Below are 17,625 nucleotides of genomic sequence, written 5' to 3' on the forward strand. Positions count from 1 at the left end.
AGCGAGCATGCCAGACACCATGGTGAGTGGCCCGATGCGGATACTCGGCTACTGCGACCGGCCGAACGTCCGACCGGGTGAGACGCTGAACTTCTACGTCAGCTGCGCCGAGGAACTGTCGACGTACGAGGCGGACATCGTCCGGCTGGTACACGGAGACCTCGACCTGCGTGGCCCCGGTTTCAAGGAAGAGGTGATCGAGACGGGGGTGACCGGCCAGTACCCGGCCCGAACCCAGGCCAGCTACCCCGGTTCCCACGCGATCATCCCGGACCGGCCGGAACTCGTGCCCGGTGCCGCCGGCTTCACCATCCAGGCGTTCGTGTGGCCCACCACCCCGGGCAACGGCCGGCAGGGCATCGTGACCAAGTGGTCGGCAGCGGACCAGGCCGGCTATGGACTGTTCATCGACGACCGCGGTCATCTCGAGCTCGTGCTCGGAGACGGTAACGGCGGGACCGTCGCGGTGAGCACGGACCAGCCGCTGGTGGAACGGTGCTGGTATCTGGTATCGGGTTCGTACGACGCGCGGGCCGGAATTGTGCGGCTGAGGCAGGAAGCCGTGGTGGGGATGGCGAACGCGCCGGTGTCCCGCGCAGCCACGTTCGCCGGGCAGAGCCTGAGCGTCGAACAGTCGGTGGGCATCACCCCCGCAACCACCGGCGTACCCCTGGTGATGGCGGGATGGACCGACCACCTGGAGGGCGAGCAGGCGATCGTCGCGGGCCACTACAACGGCAAGCTCGACCGCCCCCGGCTGGCCGCTCGTCCGCTCAGCCGCGAGGAGGTGTGGGCGTGGGTCGCCGAGCCCGCCGGGCCGGACCTGGTGGGTGCCTGGGATTTCTCCGACCAGATCACACCGAACGGCATCGTGGCCTTCACCACGATCACCGACAGCTCCCCCCACGGTTTGCACGGGCAGACTGTGAACGCGCCCGTCCGGGCGGTCACCGGATACAACTGGACCGGCGAGCAGCATGTCTACACGCACGCACCCGACCAGTACGGCGCCATCCAGTTTCACGACGACTCCGTGGACGACCTGCGGTGGGACGTCGACTTCCAGCTGACAGTACCGGACGGGCTGCGCAGCGGCGTCTATGGCGCCCGGCTTCGCTCCGGCGAGCACGAGGACTACGTGCCGTTCTACGTGCTCCCGCCCCGGGGAGTGGCCACCGCGCGGATCGCGTTCCTCGCGCCCACCAACAGCTACCTCGCCTACGCCAATGATCACATGGGCGTGGACGCCGAGCTCATCCAGCTGGCGATCGGCCGGACCGCGGTGCTCGCGGCGCAGGACATCCATCGCCATATCCACCGAGAGCTCGGCAACTCGCTCTACGACCTGCACACGGACGGAAGCGGCGTGTGCTACTCGTCCTGGCGGCGTCCGCTGTTGACGGTCCGGCCGAAATACCGCCATTCCTTCGGTAACGTCTGGCAGTTCAATGCTGACCTGCATCTGGTGGACTGGTTCACCGAGAAGGGCTTCGAGGTCGACATCATCACCGACCGCGATCTGCACGACGAGGGTGTCGAGCTGTTGAAGCGCTACCGGGCGGTGGTGACCGGCTCGCACCCGGAGTACACCACCGGTCCCATGCTCGACGCCATCGAGGCGTACCTACAGGACGGTGGCCGTTTCATGTACATGGGCGGCAACGGGTTCTACTGGGTGACCAACTATCACCCGGAAAACCCGCACCTGATCGAGATCCGTCGTCACGGCGGTACGCAGATGTGGACCGCGGCCCCTGGCGAGCACTACCTCAGCTTCACCGGCGAGATGGGTGGCCTGTGGCGCAACCGGGGCCGAGCGCCGCAGAAGATCGTCGGCGTCGGTTTCATCGCGCAGGGCCTGGACATCTCCAGCTACTACCGTCGCAAGCCTGACAGCTTCGCCGAAGGTGCGTCCTGGATCTTCGAGGGCATCGGCGACGACGAGCTGATCGGCAACTTCGGACTGTGCGGCGACGGCGCTGCCGGGCTCGAACTCGACTGGTACGAGCCCAGCCTCGGATCACCGGCGCACGCGTACCTGCTCGCCTCTTCTGAGGGCCACACGAACGTCATGCTCGAAGTACGGGAGAACTTCGGCACCACGATGCCGGCGCACGGTGGCGACGAGCAGCCCAATGTCCGAGCGGACCTGGTCTACTTCATGACCCCGAACGACGGCGCGGTCTTCTCCACCGGTTCGATCGCCTGGTGCGGGAGCCTGTCGCACAACGGCTACGACAACAACGTCTCTCGCATCACGGAGAACGTGCTGCGGCAGTTCGCCTCGGATGATCCGCTCCCCCGATAGGTGCGCTCCACACCGTGTCGAGGTGTCCGGTCGGTCGGCGCCCACAACCACAGAAAGGTCAGACATGTTTCTCCGCCATCTCGCCGACCGGAATCCGGATCTGGCGTCCGTCGCGTTCGACCTGCATCGGTCCGGAGCCATCCCGCCCAACACCTGGGTCATCGACCTCGACACGGTCGCGGACAACGCGCGGGTGCTGGGCGAGCGAGCTCGGGAACTCGGACTGTCCACCTACCTGATGACCAAGCAGTTCGGCCGCAACCCCTACGTGACGGCGGTGGGCCTGGCCCGCGGGCTGGACAGCACGGTCTGCGTGGACATCACCTGTGCTTTGCAGTTGACCCGGTACGGCCTGCCGATCGGTCATCTCGGCCATCTCAACCAGGTGCCGCGTGTGTTCGTGGACCGGGCCGTCAGCTGGCGTCCACAGGTCATCACCGTCTTCAACGCCGAGCACGCGGAGTGGATCAGTGCTGCGGCCGCCCGGCAGGGTGTCACCCAGGACCTGCTGCTGAAGGTCTACAGCGATGGGGACGTCTTCTTCCAGGGCCAGGAGGGTGGCACGGCCGAGTCCGAGGTACCGGCGGTGGCGAAGCGGATCGCGGCGTTGTCGAATGTCCGGGTCGTCGGCGTCACCGCGTTTCCCTGCGTCCGTTACGACCCCGAAGGCACCGGCGCGCCCGAACTGACGCCGAACTTCGACACGGTGGTCCGCTGCGCGAAGGAACTCACCGCGCTCGGCTTCGAGATCAACCAGGTCAACACACCGGGGAACACCTCGTCGGCCACCATGAAGCTGCTGGCCGACCACGGCGCCACGCACGTCGAGCCCGGCCACGGGCTCACCGGTACGACTCCCAGTCATGCCGCCGACGCCACACTTCCGGAGCGCCCGGCGTTCGTCTACGTCAGCGAGATCTCCCACCACTTCCGGAACTACGCGTACGCGTTCGGCGGCGGGTTGTTCCAGGACATCTACCCAGCAGGCTATACGGCGAAAGCGTTGGTCGGGCCGACCTGGGAAGCCGCACGGAACAACACGCTGTCGTACCGGCACGACATTCCGCAGATCATCGACTACCACGCCGTGCTCGAGCCCGGCGACCGGTGCGCGGTCGGCGACACCGCGCTGTTCGGCTTCCGCACGCAGATGCAGATGACCCGGTCGTACGTGGCACCGGTGAGTGGTATCCGCACCGGCGAGCCGCGGCTGCGCTTCCTGTTCGACAACGCGGCCACCGCGTTGGATCCGGACACTGTCCAGCCGGTCGCCGCGGAGCGGGTAGTCGCCGATCTGCGCGTCGTACGCGACCTGTACGGGAACAGCTGATGGAGTCGGGTAGAAGGATACGACGCGCGAAGGGTACGGCCGTGAGTCGCGAAACCCGTTCGGCCACGCCGGTCGAGGGCGAGCTCCCGCAGGGCCGGCTACGTGGCGGCGCGATCGGAGCACTGGGCGCCGCGGTGGTCTCGATGGCGTTCATGGGCCCGGCCACCAGCGTGGCGTTCAACACCGCGCCCGGCGCGGCGAAGACCGGGTTCGCGCTGCCCGTGGGGATTGTGCTCGCCTTGTTGGTCTGCCTCATCACGGCCTCGACGGTCAGCGCGTTCTCCGGCAAACTTCCCTCAGCCGGGTTCGCGTTCACGTTCAACAGCCATGCCTACGGCAAGGGAACCGGTTTCGTCTCCGGCTGGCTGCTGGCGCTCGCGTACGGCGCGGTCGGCCCGATGCTGTTCTCAGCCATGGGCAGCTTCGGCAGCCAGTTCCTGTCCGACCAGTTCCACTGGCGTGTGCCGTGGTGGGTCATCAGCGCCCTCGTGCTGCTGATCATCTGGTTCGTCGGCTCACGCGGCATCACCAGTTCGGTCAAGACCGCGCTGATCTTTCTCGTGCTCGAGCTGGGCGTCTTGCTCGCGTTGTTCGGAACCGTCATCGGCCGAGGGGGTGACAGTGGCAACAGCCTGGGGCCGTTCGACCCTGCCAACTCGCTGACCGGTACCAGCGGCATCGGCTTCGGCATGCTGTGGGGCGTCCTGATGTTCGTCGGCTTCGAATCGGCCGGCACACTCGGCGAGGAAACACGCAACCCGCGGCGCAATGTGCCGAGGGCGCTGTTCACTGCGGTGATCACGGTCGGCGTGCTGTACGTCCTGTCCGGTTACGTGGCGGCGATCGGGTTCGGTGCCGGCCACGCCGACGCCCTCGCCGCCGACACCAGCCCGTGGAGCACGCTGTCCGATCGCTACTGGGGGCGAGGAGTGGCCTGGCTGTTCACCCTGACGGTACTGAACAGCCAGTTCGCGAACGCGCTGTCCGGCTCGACGGGCGCGGTGCGCATCATCTTCTCGCTGGGCCGGGAAGGGCTGCTCAGCCGGCGGCTGGGCAGGACGAACGATCGAGACAGCCCGGTGCGCGCCTGGATGACCTACATCGGGCTGTCCGCCGTCGTCACCTTCGTGGTCGGCTGGCTGATCGGCCCGTTGGGCACCTACAACCTGCTGGGCAGCCTGCTCGGACTCGGCATCGTGGTGCTCTACATCCTGATGAACATTGGCGTCATCCGGTACTTCTGGCGGCACCACCGCGCCGAGTTCTCCGTCCTGCGGCACGGAGTGCTACCGGCCGCCGGGAGCGTACTCATGCTGCTGCCGATCTACGGTCTACTGTGGCCGGTTCCGTCGTGGCCCTACAACCTGGTGCCCTACATCCTGCTGGTGTGGGTGCTGATCGGCATCGGCTATTTCGTCCACGTTCGTCGCCACAAGCCGGCCGTCGTGGAGGCGATGGGCCGGGTCTGGGAAGCCGACTCCACGCCCCCACCCTCAGAGGCGACCGGTGCTGACCAGGGCCTGTCCTGCGATTGATCCAGCTCCTGGTTCGGTTGGAGCTTGGTCATGGGGCTGGAGAGATCTTGGTCCGCGTGGTCAGGCGGCGAAACCTGCCCTCCCGTCTCATTGTCGGGGTCGATGCCTCGGTTGTTGCCCAGCACCAACGTGGACCGGACCGTCGTTTCGTCGGCGCGGTACAGGCAGACGATCACGGGCCGCCTGGGCGGAGCACCACCGAGCGAGTCAGCGAGCGCGGCCAGTCCGGGTCCGGCCCGGCGGCCTCGGCGCGGCCGACGGCCGGGAACTGGACCCGGACAAGGTCGGCGATCGGGTCGAGATCGTCGGCGACCACCACCGCGCCGGTGGCAGCCGCGTCAGCGACGATGCCGGGGGCGGGCTCACCGAACACCCATACGATGCGGCCGGAGTGCGCGATGGGGATCGGGCCGTGCCGATACTCCAGGTGCGGGTAAGACTCGGTCCACAACTGCGCCGCCTCGCGCATCTTCAGACCCGACTCCAGGGCCACCCCGTACACCCAGTCGCTACCCAGGACAGGCGAACTGCCCGGCGTTCTCGACCTCGGCGCCCAAGGCCGGCGGGCCGTCCAGCACCGCAGCAACCTGCTCGATGACCCCCGTGAGCGGTTCGCTCAGCAGCATCAGCGCTGTGGCCGCGAACAGGGTCTGGACCACCGACCTGGAGCGTCCAGAGGTTTGTCCTGCCGTTAACCGCGCAGGTGCGAGCTACGGGTGGGCCGCCCGGACGCAGGTGCCGTTGCGTCGTGGTCGGCGAGCCGTGTCTTGTGCCTCGATCTATTGCGACCTTTCTCGATGAACAATGACTCACAGTCTCAATGTGCGGTCTGCGCGGCTACGCCGCGGATACCCCGCTGGTTCCCTTCGGTAGATGTCGGCCGCGTCGGGCACCGTGGACACGCCCAGTTCCTCTGCCACGCTCGACACCGCCCGGGCCGCGACGGACGGCTCATGGCGGCCGTCGGCAGTGAAGCACGGTGCGACATAACGCTCGTAGTGCCGACGAGCCTGGTTCTCGCTGAGGCTCGGGATCAGCGCATTGATGTACCGGACGGCAGGATCCGGCTCGTCGTGAATGGTGCGCAGGGCACGCGACTGCTGGGCGACTCGCGTCTCGTTCCGGGCCTTCCTCAGCCTCAGCCAGCCTGCACCGTCGGTATCAAGATGGTTACGGCTGCTAACACTCCCACTGGCCGATTCGATCTTTATCGCGAGACATCGTCCACACTTCGGTGCTAGCTGGAGCGGAAAACTTCCGAACACCGAGAGCGCAATTTTTGCGCTCGAAGGTGGTGTTTCCCGTTGTTGAGCACACAGCGCTCCGGTTGCCTTTCCCGAGGCTTCTGCAGCCGCAGGGTTGTCAACGAGACATCGGTATCGACGTGCGAATGCCCGTGATCGGGCTCGCCTACGCAATTGAGCTTCCGCCGGAGTGTGCAATCGTCATGGCCGCAGGTTTATACCTCGTTTTCACCGTGCTGGCTGCGATCATCGCGGTACTCGTCCCTGCCGTGCGCCGCTGGTTCCGCAGTCGGCGCCGGCCACTGCGCGTGGGCGGCATGATCGCCCTTACCTGGTTCGTCGTCTTCGTTGTGCTCGCCGTCGCGGGCGGAACCCCGCCAGAGCAAGGCACCAACGCGGCGGCACGTACAGTGCCCAGCACCACCACAGCCGCGGCAGCAGCACCGACTTCGACGACGAGCGCGCCGGCGCCCGCTCCGAGCTGCCATGCCGGAAGCAACAACGGGCAGCCGGTGCCCGACCCGACGTGTACGCCGGGCGCGACCGATGCCAACGTCACGGCGGACAACATCGATAGCACTATTTGCCTGCCTGGCTGGGCCGACAAGGTTCGGCCACCCGCGTCGTACACCGACCAGCTGAGGGCCCAGCAGATCGCCGTCTACGACTACGCAGACGCTCAACTGGCTGACTACACCGAAGACCACCTCATTCCGCTCGAGTTGGGCGGCAATCCCACGGACCCCAAGAACCTGTGGCCCGAACCCGGCAACGCGGCCAACGGCAAAGACGCGGTGGAGACTGCGCTCAGCCGCGCTGTCTGCAGCCGTCAGGTCACGTTGACGGCCGCCCAGCGCGCCATCGCAGCAGACTGGACTACCGCCGAAACCGTGTTGGGCCTCAACACGCCGACCAGCACCCGGACGACACCGCCTCCCGCCGCCCCCGCGCCACGACCTGCGCCCACCAAAGCACATGCGCCCTCGCCGGCCCCGGTGCAGCACGACACCCCGGCGCCCGCCGACCCTCTCGCAGGTCGGTACCACGCCGGCGAGTTCTGCAGTAAAGCGAACCTCGGCGTCACGACCATCGCCACCAACGGGGCGACGATCACCTGCCGGCGCGACGGCAACTACAACCGCTGGGAAGACTAGCCGTGGCACGACGACGCTCCGACGCTTCCGGCTGCGTCATGGTGTTCGTGTAGATCCTGGCGTTCGAAGTCATCTGCGCCGTTGTCGCCGTGCTGGCCTGTTACGCGCTCTGCGTCGGGATCGTCGGCGGTGTGGGCAGGCGTCGAGGCGCGCAGGCGCGCCAAGGGCCGCCCCTATGTCGACCCGAAGCGGCGGTTCCTGGCCGTGTGATCACGCGCCGTGTCCCCTGTCGACCCCAAAAGCTGGGTCACCCCAGAACGCCAACCGGCGACCGACCCGCAGCTGCTGCCGGGACAGCTCACCGGCTGGCTGCGAGTCGAGGACCTAGGAGTCCGGCGCGTCGACGAACCCGGCCCGTTCGGACAGTTCGTCATCCAGCTGCGACTGTCGAACCACGGACCCCGGCCCGTTGACTTCGCGGGCGGAGACGAGGTCGACGTGCAGCTGTGGGACATCAACGGCAACGTCGTTGGCTCCGAGACCACCTGGGACCACCCGTGTCTCCTACCGCCGAACTCACACATCGTTACTGCAATCCGGATATGCCTGATCGACAACCACTGTCCTGATCAATGTCGCTCAGAGGCGACCGCACCGGAACCGTCCTCCCATGAACCACTTGGAGAGTCCCGTCAGGGCGCCGGCGCGGTGACGAGTAGTCCGGTCGGTGGCATGACGGCGCTGTTGGCCTGTTCCAGGGCGCTCAGGGGCGCACGCGAATGACGGTCTTGCCCTTGCGCCGCTCGGTCGGGTTAAGCGCAGGGACGGCGTCGTCGAGGGGCGCGACGGTTCCGATGTGCGTGCGAAGGCGCCCGTCCCGCACCCGGTCGACGATCTCCATCAGCTGACTCGGAACGGACTCGACGACGAAGTCAATCGCGAGGCCGTCGACAGGGCGAGTTTCGACAGGACCGACCACCGATACCAGTGTCCCGCCAGGCCGGATGATGCTCGCCGAGCGCCTTTGGATGTCACCGCCGATGACATCGAAGACCAGGTCGACCCCGCCGATGTCGTCGAGATCGTCGTGGTCGAGGTCGAGGAACTCGTTCGCGCCGAAGTCGAGCGCCGCCTGGCGGTCCGCTGTCCGCCCGGTCCCGATGACGTAGGCGCCGAACTCCCGGGCGAGTTGCGTCACCACGGACCCGACCGCGCCGGCGGCGCCGTGGGCGAGGACGCTCCGTCCCGCCTGAAGCCGACCGTGCTGGAACAGGCCCTGCCATGCGGTCAGCCCGGAGATCGGCAGGCTCGCACCCACCGTGAAGCCGACGTTCCCCGGCAGCGGCGCGAGGTTGCGTGCCTCCACGGCCGCGTACTCGGCCAGGGTTCCATCGCGGTGCCAGTCGGTGATCCCGAACACCCGCTGTCCCGGCGAGAGTCCCGTCGTGCCGTAGCCGAGGGAGGAGACCACTCCGGCGAACTCGTGGCCGATGATCGCCTGGACTCGATCGTGACCGGAGCGATCGACCCACGTCGAGGGCCACTCCCACTCTGCAGGGACGAAGCCCGACGCATGGACTTCAACGACGACGTCGTTGATCGCCGGCGTCGGCTCAGGCCGCTCCGCGAGTGTGATCCCGGCTGCTTCCGCCGCCTGTTCCGTCGCGACGATTGCCTTCATCGGTGCCTCCGTATATCTCGTGCCCGCCGGCTCTGTGGGCCGTGATTTTTTGGGCCTACTAGCCCACTACCGGAAGTCAACACCAAACGAATGTGGGCTGTCAAGCCCAATCTGGGATATCGTGTGAAGTATGGAAGCCACAACGGAAGCTCGGGTGCCGCAGAAGCTCACGGACAAGGGACAGGCGACCCGAGCCCGCATCCTCGAGCACGCCGCGGAGCTCATCTACACCAAGGGCGTCCACGCGACGAACAACGAGCAGCTCCGTCGCGCAGCAGGCATCAGCGGGTCACAGCTCAACCACTACTTCCCGACCAAGGAGAGCCTTGTCCTCGCGGTCATCGAGTGGCAGGCCGAGCGCGTCCTCACGTTCCATCGCAGTGAGCGGTTCGGCCACTTTGAAAGCCTCGACTCGCTTCGGGAATGGGCGGGCTTCTACGTCGCCTACGAACACTCCTACCAGGAAGGCTGCAGCCTCGGCTCGCTCGCCGGCGAGATCATCAAGACCGACCTTGACGTTCGCGCGGAACTCACGAGCGCGTTCGAGCAGTGGAGAGACATCTTCCGAGATGGACTCGAACGGATGCAGAGGCTGGGCCGCATCAGCGCTGAGGCGGATCCCACCCGACTGGCCTACCTCCTGCTCTCCGCTTTTCAGGGCGGCATGCTCCTCGCCCAGGTCGCCCGCGACATCGCCCCGCTGAAAGACGCCCTGCAGGCAGCCATCGACTACGTACAGACATTCGCGGTGCTCCCCGCTGTCGGCGTACTCGAAGATCGGTAGCCGCCAGCGCGGCCCCCAACCTCTTAATGAGTGCTACGAACCGTCGAGATGTGATGAGCTCGAAGCGGATGCACAGGACGTCGGACATCCGTCTCGCTTCGCTGCGCGCGCTCTACCTGGACCTGCAACGTCGCTCCGGCCGAAGCCGTCATGGTCGAGGAAGGCCGGTCTGTGCCCCGTGGACCCAGGTGCGGTCATCGTTCGCGAACACGAGCGTCCCAGCCGAGCGGAGTGCGGTCGGTTCCCACAGAGAAACGCGGTCGAAACTCGCGGACAGAACCATTCGTGTGGCGTTACCGTCGGCTTGGGCTAGCTTCGGGGTTGTCGGACGGCACGGGGTCGAGAGGAACGAGGCGGCTGCCAGTCCAGTAATAGCGCGGCTTGGTAGTAGGCGGCGCGTTTGGCGTAGCGGGTGGCCAGGCCGCGGAACTGTTTGAGCCTGTTGAAGCAGCGTTCGACCACGTTTCGCCGTTTGTAGGCCTCGGCATCGAAAGCGGGAGGACGCCCGCCGCGGGAACCTTTCGCCGCGCGGCGGGCGATCTGGTCCTCCCGTTCCGGGCTGGTGAACCGGACTCGCCGATCCCGCATCGCCTGCCGGGTCGAGGGATGCGAATAGGCCTTGTCCGCGATGACCATCTCGGGCCGACACCGCGGGTGGCCCGGCCCGATCCGGGCCACCTGAACGCCATCCAGCAGCGGCAGCAGTTGCGGGTTGTCCCCAGCCTGACCGGCGGTGAGCAGCACCCGCATCGGCAGCCCGCGCCCATCGACCGCAAGATGGATTTTCGTGCTCAGTCCGCCCCGGGACCGGCCGAGTCCTTCCCCGTCGACCGCGAGCGCCTCGATGGCGGGCGTGCAGCCCCCTTTTTCCGAGCCCCAGCAGCATGCTGATGTGCTCGCACCACACTGGAGTCGACCGAGATCACCCACTCGACCTCGCCGATCGAGTCGTCCTTGACGATCACCTCGTCCAGGATCTTCTGCCAGGTCCCATCCGCAGTCCACAACCGCAACCGTTCATGCGCGGTCTTCCAAGGACCGTAACGTTCGGGCAGGTCACGCCACGGCGCCCCGGTGCGCAGCTTCCACAGAATCGCGTTGATCACCTGCCGGTGATCCCGCCACCGCCGCCCCCGACCCGACACCGGCAGCAACGGCTCAATTCGCGCCCACGCCCGATCCGTCAACTCACCCCGACCCACCATGGCCCAAGATCAAACCAGACCCACAGCTAGATCAATTACAGGACACTCCCTAGTACTCCAGCCGCACTTCGTGATCTTGCTCTGATAGGTTCTCGATCTTGTGTGGGTGGATGAGGACGTCTCGACGTGGGCGGCGGGCCTTGAGGAGTTGTTCGGGCGGGTCGCGGGCCGGTTCTTCCGGGCCGAGCCTCGCCGACGTGCCCGCGCCTACGTGCGAGGCTTGTTAGCGCCGTTGGCGGACAAGAACGGCTGGACCCTGGCCGAGATCGCCGGAGACACTACCCCGGATGGCATGCAGCGGCTGCTGAACGCCGCCGCCTGGGATGCCGACGGTGTCCGCGACGAGGTGCGGGCCTTTGCCGTGGAACACCTCGGCGACCCGGGCGGTGTCCTGGTCGTGGACGAGACCGGGTTCCTCAAGAAAGGCACCAAATCCGCCGGGGTGCAGCGCCAGTACTCCGGGACCGCGGGCCGGATCGAGAACTGCCAACTCGGCGTGTTCCTCGCCTACACCACAACGAGAGGGCGCACTCTCGTCGATCGCGAGCTATATCTGCCGAAATCCTGGATCGCCGACCGCGAGCGTTGTCGAGACGCGGCGGTGCCAGACGAGGTCGAGTTCGCGACGAAGACCACCCTGGCCAAGGCGATGCTCGCCCGCGCGTTCGCGGCCGGTGTCCCCGCACGATGGGTGAGCGCTGACGAAGCCTACGGCCAAGACAACAAGTTCCGATCCTGGCTGGAACAGCACAACATCGGCTACGTCGTGGCCGTCCCCCGCAGCCAGCCCTTACCCGCCGGCGGGTTCGCCACCGCACGAGCGGATCACCTCCTTGCGCAGGCGCCACCCGAGATCTGGAAGCGCCGCGCAGCGGGTGACGGAGCCAAAGGACCACGCCTCTATGACTGGGCCACCGCCACGATCCCCACGATCGGCGAGCACACCCCCGACGGGTGGACTCGACGCCTGCTCGTCCGCCGCCAGATCACTCCCACCAGAGCGGAACCCGAACTCGCCTACTACCTGTGCTGCGCCCCCGCGACCACACCGGACGAGGAGTTGGTCCGGGTCGCGGGTGCCCGATGGGCCATCGAGGAATGCTTCCAGACCGCCAAGAACGAAGTCGGCCTTGACCACTACCAAGTCCGACGTTACGACGCCTGGTACCGCCACATCACCCTGGCGATGCTCGCGCACACCTATCTCGCGGTCACGGCAGCGGTGTCCCCAAAAGTCCTGGCCGCGGCCTCATCCCGCTCACCCTCGGCGAAGTCCGCCGTCTGCTGGCACATCTGATCCACGCCGCACCGCGATGGTGCCGCATCCAGGCCTGGTCATACTGGCGGCGACGCCACCAGCATCGCGCGAAAACCAGCCACTACCAGCGAAGACAGCACCAACATAACGAAGTGCGGCTGGAGTACTAGGCAGTCGGCACCGCTGCCCTCCGACACCACGGTGCCGTGGCGGGACAACGTCATCCGCACCGTCCGCAGGTCCACGCGGTCGGGCGGCACCCGGGTGCCGCCCAGCACGAACAGGCCGGACGGCGCATTGTCCGCGACCGTGTCGACGATGGAGATGTCCCAGTCAGTGATCCGGCTGTCCACGATCTCCAACGCGGCCGCCGTGAAGCCGGTGGCGCGCACCAAATCCGTCGCGGTGCAGTCCGGATCTGGCAGGTCGTCGGTCAGCACGAGCGCGACCTCGGCCTCAACTTTCGGCTACAGCAGCCGGCCGGCGGGCACGGTCCCGCCCTCGGCCACGGCCATGTCGGCGAACAGCGCACCAAAATCGGGCTGTGCGACACCCAGCTGGCGCTGGACGGCCGGCGAGGTCAGGCCGATCTTGCGGCCCGCCAACCGCCGTCCTGCGGCCAGCGCGCGCTCGGTGTTCAGCCGTTGCACCGCGTAGGCGGCCCTGATGTCGCCGAAAGTGAACAGATCGCGGATCGGTAGGCACGGCTTGCCCGTGTCGACGGCGTTCTGCAGCAGATCCGCGGCGTCGCGGACGGCGGTGCTCACGGTAGTGACCGGATCAGGCGGGCGGGCATCCGTTACCTCCGAATTCAGGCGGCGGAAGGGGGACCGAACGGATCCAGGCAGAAGCCGGACCAGGCGTCGGAGTACTCCGAGTCCGCCGCGGGGCTGAGCAGGTGGCGGTAGCGACCGGCGTGGAACACCAGCGGCTCGCCCACGCCGTCGGCGAGGTGGCGCACCTGACCGAGGAACAACGTGTGGTCGCCGGCGGGGTGGGCGTCGACGATCTCCGCACCCACCTGCGCCAGCGCCCCGGCCACGAGGGGGACCCCGGACTGGTCGTCAAACCGTGGTCGCAGGTTCGGGTCCGGCCGGCCGCTGAAGTGCTTGCTGACGGGTTCTTGGTCCGCGGCGAGCACGCTGACCCCGTAGACGCCGCTGGCCAGGAGGAAGTCGTGCATCTTGGCGCGTTTGGCGATGGACACCACGACGAGGGCGGGAGCGAGTGACACCGACATGAAGCCGTTCGCGGTCATGCAGTGCGGTCCCGCCGGGGTCGGCGTGCTGACGATCGTGATGCCGGTGGCGAACCGACCCATGGCGTCACGGAACCGCCGAGGGTCGACGCTCGCCACCGACGCGGCGGTGTCCATTGATCCTCCTAGGATTCTAGAGCTAATTGTGGTATCAGAAGCCAGTGATCATGGCGCTCAACTCGCGACCGGGCGAGAGGCCGCCAGTAACAAGTCCAGCAGTACCCCCTCCACGTTCGCGGTCACGACGGCGTCCACGAGACCGGTGAACGCGTCGAGCCAGGCGCCCGGGTCGACGACGACGACCCGGCGGGCGGCCTTGACCGCCTGGAGCGTGCCGAGGTCGTGCCTCCCGAGCCCGAGGTAAACCGCGGGAGCGATGCTGCGTGCCAGCGGCCCGATCTCGAGCTGTGGCGGCGCCTCCCCGGCGGCCACCGCGGCCGATGTCGCGACGAGCGCGATCCCCGGGGTCGTTGCGACGCGCTCGGCGACCCGGCGAGCACCAGTGCCGAGGCCCGGACCGAGCCCGATGACCAGCCGGGCCGCGGCGAGCCTCGGGGCATCCGGAATCTCGACCCGGCGCTCGACCGCGTTGCACAGGTCGTCGCCCGCCCCGCTACGGCCGGCGAACTCGACGTCGGGTTCTCGCTGGTCGCGAACGGCTCGCACCGCGAACGAACCAGGCCGTAGCGTGCCCATCGACGGCGTGGAGTGCGCGATCACCGGCGCGACCACATCCGCCGACAGTGCTGGTTTGAGCCACAGCAAATCCGGCTCATCGGTGTCCGCGTCACGCACTTCCAGCGCGGTGAAGTCGCCCGTAAGGCCGAGGCCGAGGCGGGCCGCGACACGCGGGGCGTAGTCGCGGCCGCGGGCGGTAAACGGGGCGATCACCGCGAACGGCGAATGCGCGGCGATCGCCGTGCTCAGCGCATCGGTGACCAGATCCGTACGGTACTCCGCCGGCTCGGTGCCACGCAGCACCAGCACCCGGTCCGCCCCGTGCGCGTAGAGCACGCGCGGGAACTCCTGCGGCCGGTCGCACGGCAGCACCGCGACGACACTGGCCCGCAGCTCACCTGCGACCGAGCGGGCACAGGCGAGTGCTTCCAGACTCGCCGGGTGCAGGCCGCCGGCGGGCAATGGCTCGGCGACCGCCCAGATCTGGCGCGACGGCGCGGGGACGACGACCTCGGCCTCGGGCGCGGCCGGCGCGAAAGCGACCTCCAACAGTTCCGCGGCATCGAACCCGACACTGACGTACTCCGTCGATCGCTTCCGCGCTTCGTGCCGGATCTCGGCGACGAAGGTCGGCGAACCCCGGGTGCCGAAGTCGCGCGGTCCTCCCCCGAGGTCCTCGGCGGTGAGGGTCTCGACTGCCGAGGGATCGGCCTCGGTCACCCACGGCGGTTCGGTGCCCCGCCCGATCGAGATCACCGCGGGCATCGCGACGGTCCAGACTTCGCGGCCGACGTCGGTTTCGACGTCGGCCGCGAGGACACCGTCGCCGATCCGCAGGTTCGTGGCCTGGGTCAGCTGCGGCAGCGCGGCCAGCTCCGCGATCTGCGGGCCGACCTGTGCGGTACCACCGTCGAGCGTCGCTCGCCCAGTGAGCACCAGGTCCGGGCGCTCCCGTTCGACGAGCCGGGCGAGCGCGCGGGCCGTCGCCAGGGTGTCGGCACCGGCGAAGCGGCGGTCGACGAGGTGCACGGCACGGTCGGCGCCCCGGCGCAGCGCGTCGAGCAGTGTCTCCGCGGCCGCAGGCGGCCCCATCGTCACAGCCACCACCTCCCACCCGGTCTGCGCCCGCAGGGCCATCCCCTGCGCCAGCGCGTGCAGGTCCAGCGGGTTGGTGACGGCCTGGTCGTCGTCCCGGCGGATCCGTTTCGTACGTTCGTCGAAGACCCCCCGGCCCGGCACCGGGACCTGCTTGAGGCAGACGAGGATGCGGCCCGGCGTGCTCACCCCTGCGCTCCCGCATACGCGTCGTCCTCGACGTCGTACTCGTCGCCCGGCGCGAGCATCCGGAACTCCTTCTTGCGTGCCCCGCACACCGGGCAGACCCAGTCGTCGGGGATGTCGCCGAACGGCGTGCCGGGCTCGATCCCGCCTTCGGGGTCGCCGAGGCGGGGGTCGTACACGTCCTGGCAGACATCGCAGATCCATAGCGCGGTGGCCGGGTCGGCCTGGGTTTCTTCGGTAGCCACCAGCGTCTTCATCGACGCCTCCTTTCGAGGGTGGAAGGGAGACGGCCCCGCAACGAGGGGTTTCCGAGGCCGTCTCCCCGCTTTGTGCAGTGTCGGATCAGGGCTCGAGCCCCGCCATGCGCGTCATCCCGCGCACACCCAACCCGCCGTCGCTGTGGATGATCGTGCCGGTGACCGCGGGTGCGCGTTCTTTGGCGGCGAGGAACGCGTAGGCCCAGGAGTGGTCATCCGGCTGGGCGACGACGCCCAGGGGGTTGATTCCCTTGATCAGGCCTTCGATGTCCGGGACGTCCTTCAGCGACTGACCTTCGTTGGCGAGCGCGGGAATCCCCCGCAGGTCGGTGATCGTGCCACCGGGCGCCACTCCGTTGACCCGCACGTGTGGAGAAAGTTCGTACGCCAACTCGGTAACCAGACCGCGGACGGCGAACTTCGACGACACGTAGAGCGGACCGCCGCCCCCGGCGTAGAACCCGGCGTTGGAAATGGTGAGGATGACCTGGCCCCGGTTCTCGATCAGCTGGTCCAGCGCCGCCTTCACACTCAGCAGGTTGCTCTTCACGTTGACGGCGAAGAGCTGGTCGAACGCCTCGCTGATCTTGTCCTTCGGCAGCTGCGGGATCTCGGTGAAGTAGTCGAACACCCCGACCGCGCACACGAGCGTGGTCAACGACCCGAACGCGTCCGTCACGTCCGCGACGGCACGTTCGTTGTCCCGCATGGAAGTCGCGTCGCCCTGCGTCACGACCACGACGTCGCGGGGCAGTTTCTCCTGCAGGTCCCGTGCCTTCTCGGGCGAGATCTCGAGGATCCCGACCTTGGCGCCCTCGCGCACGTAGAGATCGACCACCGCCCGGCCGATACCCGATCCACCACCGGTGACCAGGGCGACCTTCCCGTCCAGGAAACCCAAGGGAATCAGTCCTTTCCGAACAGAGCCGACAGCGGGCGCGCGTTGAGCTCCGTGCCGGGGCCGTACGGGGTGTCGAGCAGCTTCGAATAAATCTCCGGCGTCTGCCAGGTGAGGCTTTCCAGCTGCAGCGGGTCGAGCAGGGTCTGGAACCCGAGCCGGGGCGAGCTGACGAGCAGGCGTTCGCGCTGGCCGGTGCTGGTGTAGCTGACCTGGATCACCGTGAACTCGTTGGCGATCTGGATGATCGGGTCCTGGCCCTCGTTGTGAATGATGGTCATCGAACTGCCTCCGTCACATGATCAGGGCGAGGTTGTGGGTCATGACGGTGGTCTGGTCGAGCACGACCACCCGCTTGGCGAGCCGGTAGCCACTTGCCACCCGGCGGAGCACGTCGTGGCGCTCGCCGGAGAGGATGTCGAACGTCGCGACGTCACCGCGGGTGCGGTAGAGCAGCAGGTTCGACTTGACCGTCAGTTCATCCGCCGAACCGCCGGCGGCGACCCGGATGTTGGTGACGAAGTGCCGCGACCGCGACGGCGGGTCCTCCGCCCACGCGTACTCGGTCTCCAAGCGCAGGACCCGCATTTCCATCGAGTCCCAGTCGTCGTCCATGAGGGTCATTCCCTCGACGATGTCCGTCTCGGCCTCGCGTTCGCGCGTGACGCGCAGCGGCACGACGTAGGACAGGTCCTCGGCCACCAGGTCCAGCCACTCCCGGTACTTGCCGCCGTCGAGCAATTCGGCTTCGGTGAAGAGCCATTCGGTGACTTCACGCACCGTCGTGTCGGTGATCTCCGTTGCAGTGGTCATC

General features: G+C 67.6%; 17 protein-coding genes and 2 pseudogenes. 6 read left to right on the top strand and 13 right to left on the bottom strand.

All coding sequences use genetic code 11. The features are described from left to right. Nucleotides 1–7 precede the first annotated feature (7 nt). The 3 genes from LWP59_RS26940 to LWP59_RS26950 all read left to right on the top strand — a co-directional run bounded on the left by LWP59_RS26940 (nt 8) and on the right by LWP59_RS26950 (nt 5,173). A complete protein-coding gene (locus LWP59_RS26940; RefSeq protein WP_222425461.1) occupies nt 8–2,308 on the top strand; it encodes a LamG domain-containing protein in 2,301 nt (766 codons plus the stop codon). Between the two features lie 64 nt (nt 2,309–2,372). Continuing rightward, the gene (locus LWP59_RS26945; RefSeq protein WP_186383136.1) at nt 2,373–3,638 is read left to right on the top strand and encodes an alanine racemase; all 1,266 of its coding nucleotides are present in this window, start codon (nt 2,373–2,375) and stop codon (nt 3,636–3,638) included. Nucleotides 3,639–3,679: 41 nt separating this feature from the next. Beyond that, nucleotides 3,680–5,173, top strand: coding sequence for an APC family permease (locus LWP59_RS26950; protein WP_186383135.1), 1,494 nt, complete (start codon nt 3,680–3,682; stop codon nt 5,171–5,173). A gap of 172 nt (nt 5,174–5,345) precedes the next feature. On the opposite strand, the gene LWP59_RS26955 is transcribed toward LWP59_RS26950, so the two are convergent. Together LWP59_RS26955 and LWP59_RS26960 are read right to left on the bottom strand one after the other, a co-directional pair. Then, nucleotides 5,346–5,666 carry a phosphoheptose isomerase family protein gene (locus tag LWP59_RS26955; RefSeq protein WP_144635821.1) on the bottom strand — a complete coding sequence of 107 codons (321 nt, stop codon included), beginning with the start codon at nt 5,664–5,666 and terminating at the stop codon, nt 5,346–5,348. 16 nt (nt 5,667–5,682) lie between these two features. Continuing rightward, nucleotides 5,683–5,832, bottom strand: a complete 150-nt coding sequence (locus LWP59_RS26960; protein WP_186383134.1) for a hypothetical protein — start codon at nt 5,830–5,832, stop codon at nt 5,683–5,685. Between the two features lie 731 nt (nt 5,833–6,563). Here LWP59_RS26960 and LWP59_RS26965 point away from each other — a divergent pair. Beyond that, complete coding sequence (locus LWP59_RS26965) at nt 6,564–7,571, top strand: hypothetical protein (RefSeq protein WP_186383133.1); 1,008 nt, start codon at nt 6,564–6,566, stop codon at nt 7,569–7,571. Between the two features lie 324 nt (nt 7,572–7,895). Here the strand turns inward: LWP59_RS26965 and LWP59_RS26970 are convergent, their stop codons facing one another. Then, complete coding sequence (locus LWP59_RS26970) at nt 7,896–8,066, bottom strand: hypothetical protein (protein WP_186383132.1); 171 nt, start codon at nt 8,064–8,066, stop codon at nt 7,896–7,898. Between the two features lie 208 nt (nt 8,067–8,274). After that, the gene (locus LWP59_RS26975) at nt 8,275–9,192 is read right to left on the bottom strand and encodes an NADP-dependent oxidoreductase (RefSeq protein WP_144635818.1); all 918 of its coding nucleotides are present in this window, start codon (nt 9,190–9,192) and stop codon (nt 8,275–8,277) included. Between the two features lie 130 nt (nt 9,193–9,322). On the opposite strand from LWP59_RS26975, the gene LWP59_RS26980 reads away from it, so the two are divergent. Then, nucleotides 9,323–9,976 (top strand): TetR/AcrR family transcriptional regulator, encoded by a 654-nt coding sequence (locus LWP59_RS26980; protein ID WP_144635815.1) that lies wholly within the window; start codon nt 9,323–9,325, stop codon nt 9,974–9,976. A gap of 309 nt (nt 9,977–10,285) precedes the next feature. Here the strand turns inward: LWP59_RS26980 and LWP59_RS26985 are convergent. Then, nucleotides 10,286–11,181: pseudogene (locus LWP59_RS26985) on the bottom strand (IS5 family transposase). Between the two features lie 106 nt (nt 11,182–11,287). Here LWP59_RS26985 and LWP59_RS26990 point away from each other — a divergent pair. Further along, nucleotides 11,288–12,609, top strand: a pseudogene (locus tag LWP59_RS26990) (IS701 family transposase). Here the strand turns inward: LWP59_RS26990 and LWP59_RS26995 are convergent. The 8 genes from LWP59_RS26995 to LWP59_RS27030 form a co-directional block, all read right to left on the bottom strand. Beyond that, entirely contained in the window at nt 12,517–12,879 is a 363-nt protein-coding gene (locus LWP59_RS26995; RefSeq protein WP_186383131.1) for a hypothetical protein, read from the bottom strand. The pseudogene LWP59_RS26990 and the gene LWP59_RS26995 overlap by 93 nt on opposite strands. A 27-nt stretch (nt 12,880–12,906) precedes the next feature. After that, on the bottom strand, nt 12,907–13,206 hold the full coding sequence (locus LWP59_RS27000; RefSeq protein WP_186383130.1) for a hypothetical protein: 300 nt from the start codon (nt 13,204–13,206) through the stop codon (nt 12,907–12,909). Nucleotides 13,207–13,250: 44 nt separating this feature from the next. Then, entirely contained in the window at nt 13,251–13,814 is a 564-nt protein-coding gene (locus LWP59_RS27005; protein WP_186383129.1) for a flavin reductase family protein, read from the bottom strand. A gap of 57 nt (nt 13,815–13,871) precedes the next feature. Continuing rightward, on the bottom strand, nt 13,872–15,659 hold the full coding sequence (locus tag LWP59_RS27010; protein ID WP_144635809.1) for an electron transfer flavoprotein: 1,788 nt from the start codon (nt 15,657–15,659) through the stop codon (nt 13,872–13,874). Next, nucleotides 15,656–15,913, bottom strand: coding sequence for a rubredoxin (locus LWP59_RS27015; protein WP_144635806.1), 258 nt, complete (start codon nt 15,911–15,913; stop codon nt 15,656–15,658). The genes LWP59_RS27010 and LWP59_RS27015 overlap by 4 nt, the downstream gene beginning before the upstream one ends. Nucleotides 15,914–15,998: 85 nt before the next feature. Further along, the gene (hcaB, locus tag LWP59_RS27020; protein ID WP_144635803.1) at nt 15,999–16,814 is read right to left on the bottom strand and encodes a 3-(cis-5,6-dihydroxycyclohexa-1,3-dien-1-yl)propanoate dehydrogenase; all 816 of its coding nucleotides are present in this window, start codon (nt 16,812–16,814) and stop codon (nt 15,999–16,001) included. Between the two features lie 5 nt (nt 16,815–16,819). Continuing rightward, complete coding sequence (locus LWP59_RS27025) at nt 16,820–17,092, bottom strand: dihydrodiol dehydrogenase (protein ID WP_144635800.1); 273 nt, start codon at nt 17,090–17,092, stop codon at nt 16,820–16,822. Between the two features lie 13 nt (nt 17,093–17,105). After that, a complete protein-coding gene (locus LWP59_RS27030; RefSeq protein ID WP_144635797.1) occupies nt 17,106–17,624 on the bottom strand; it encodes an aromatic-ring-hydroxylating dioxygenase subunit beta in 519 nt (172 codons plus the stop codon). Nucleotide 17,625: the final 1 nt, after the last annotated feature.

The sequence above is a fragment of the Amycolatopsis acidiphila genome (assembly GCF_021391495.1).
GTDB lineage: Bacteria > Actinomycetota > Actinomycetes > Mycobacteriales > Pseudonocardiaceae > Amycolatopsis_E > Amycolatopsis_E acidiphila.

Bases quoted from the DNA above. Each gene is read 5' to 3' on its own strand.
- LWP59_RS26940 (WP_222425461.1), top strand. From the start codon at position 8: ATGCCAGACACCATGGTGAGTGGCCCGATGCGGATACTCGGCTACTGC.
- LWP59_RS27030 (WP_144635797.1), bottom strand. From the start codon at position 17,624: ATGACCACTGCAACGGAGATCACCGACACGACGGTGCGTGAAGTCACC.
- LWP59_RS26980 (WP_144635815.1), top strand. From the start codon at position 9,323: ATGGAAGCCACAACGGAAGCTCGGGTGCCGCAGAAGCTCACGGACAAG.
- LWP59_RS26965 (WP_186383133.1), top strand. From the start codon at position 6,564: ATGCCCGTGATCGGGCTCGCCTACGCAATTGAGCTTCCGCCGGAGTGT.
- LWP59_RS27005 (WP_186383129.1), bottom strand. From the start codon at position 13,814: ATGGACACCGCCGCGTCGGTGGCGAGCGTCGACCCTCGGCGGTTCCGT.
- LWP59_RS26975 (WP_144635818.1), bottom strand. From the start codon at position 9,192: ATGAAGGCAATCGTCGCGACGGAACAGGCGGCGGAAGCAGCCGGGATC.
- LWP59_RS27025 (WP_144635800.1), bottom strand. From the start codon at position 17,092: ATGACCATCATTCACAACGAGGGCCAGGACCCGATCATCCAGATCGCC.
- LWP59_RS26945 (WP_186383136.1), top strand. From the start codon at position 2,373: ATGTTTCTCCGCCATCTCGCCGACCGGAATCCGGATCTGGCGTCCGTC.
- LWP59_RS27015 (WP_144635806.1), bottom strand. From the start codon at position 15,913: ATGAAGACGCTGGTGGCTACCGAAGAAACCCAGGCCGACCCGGCCACC.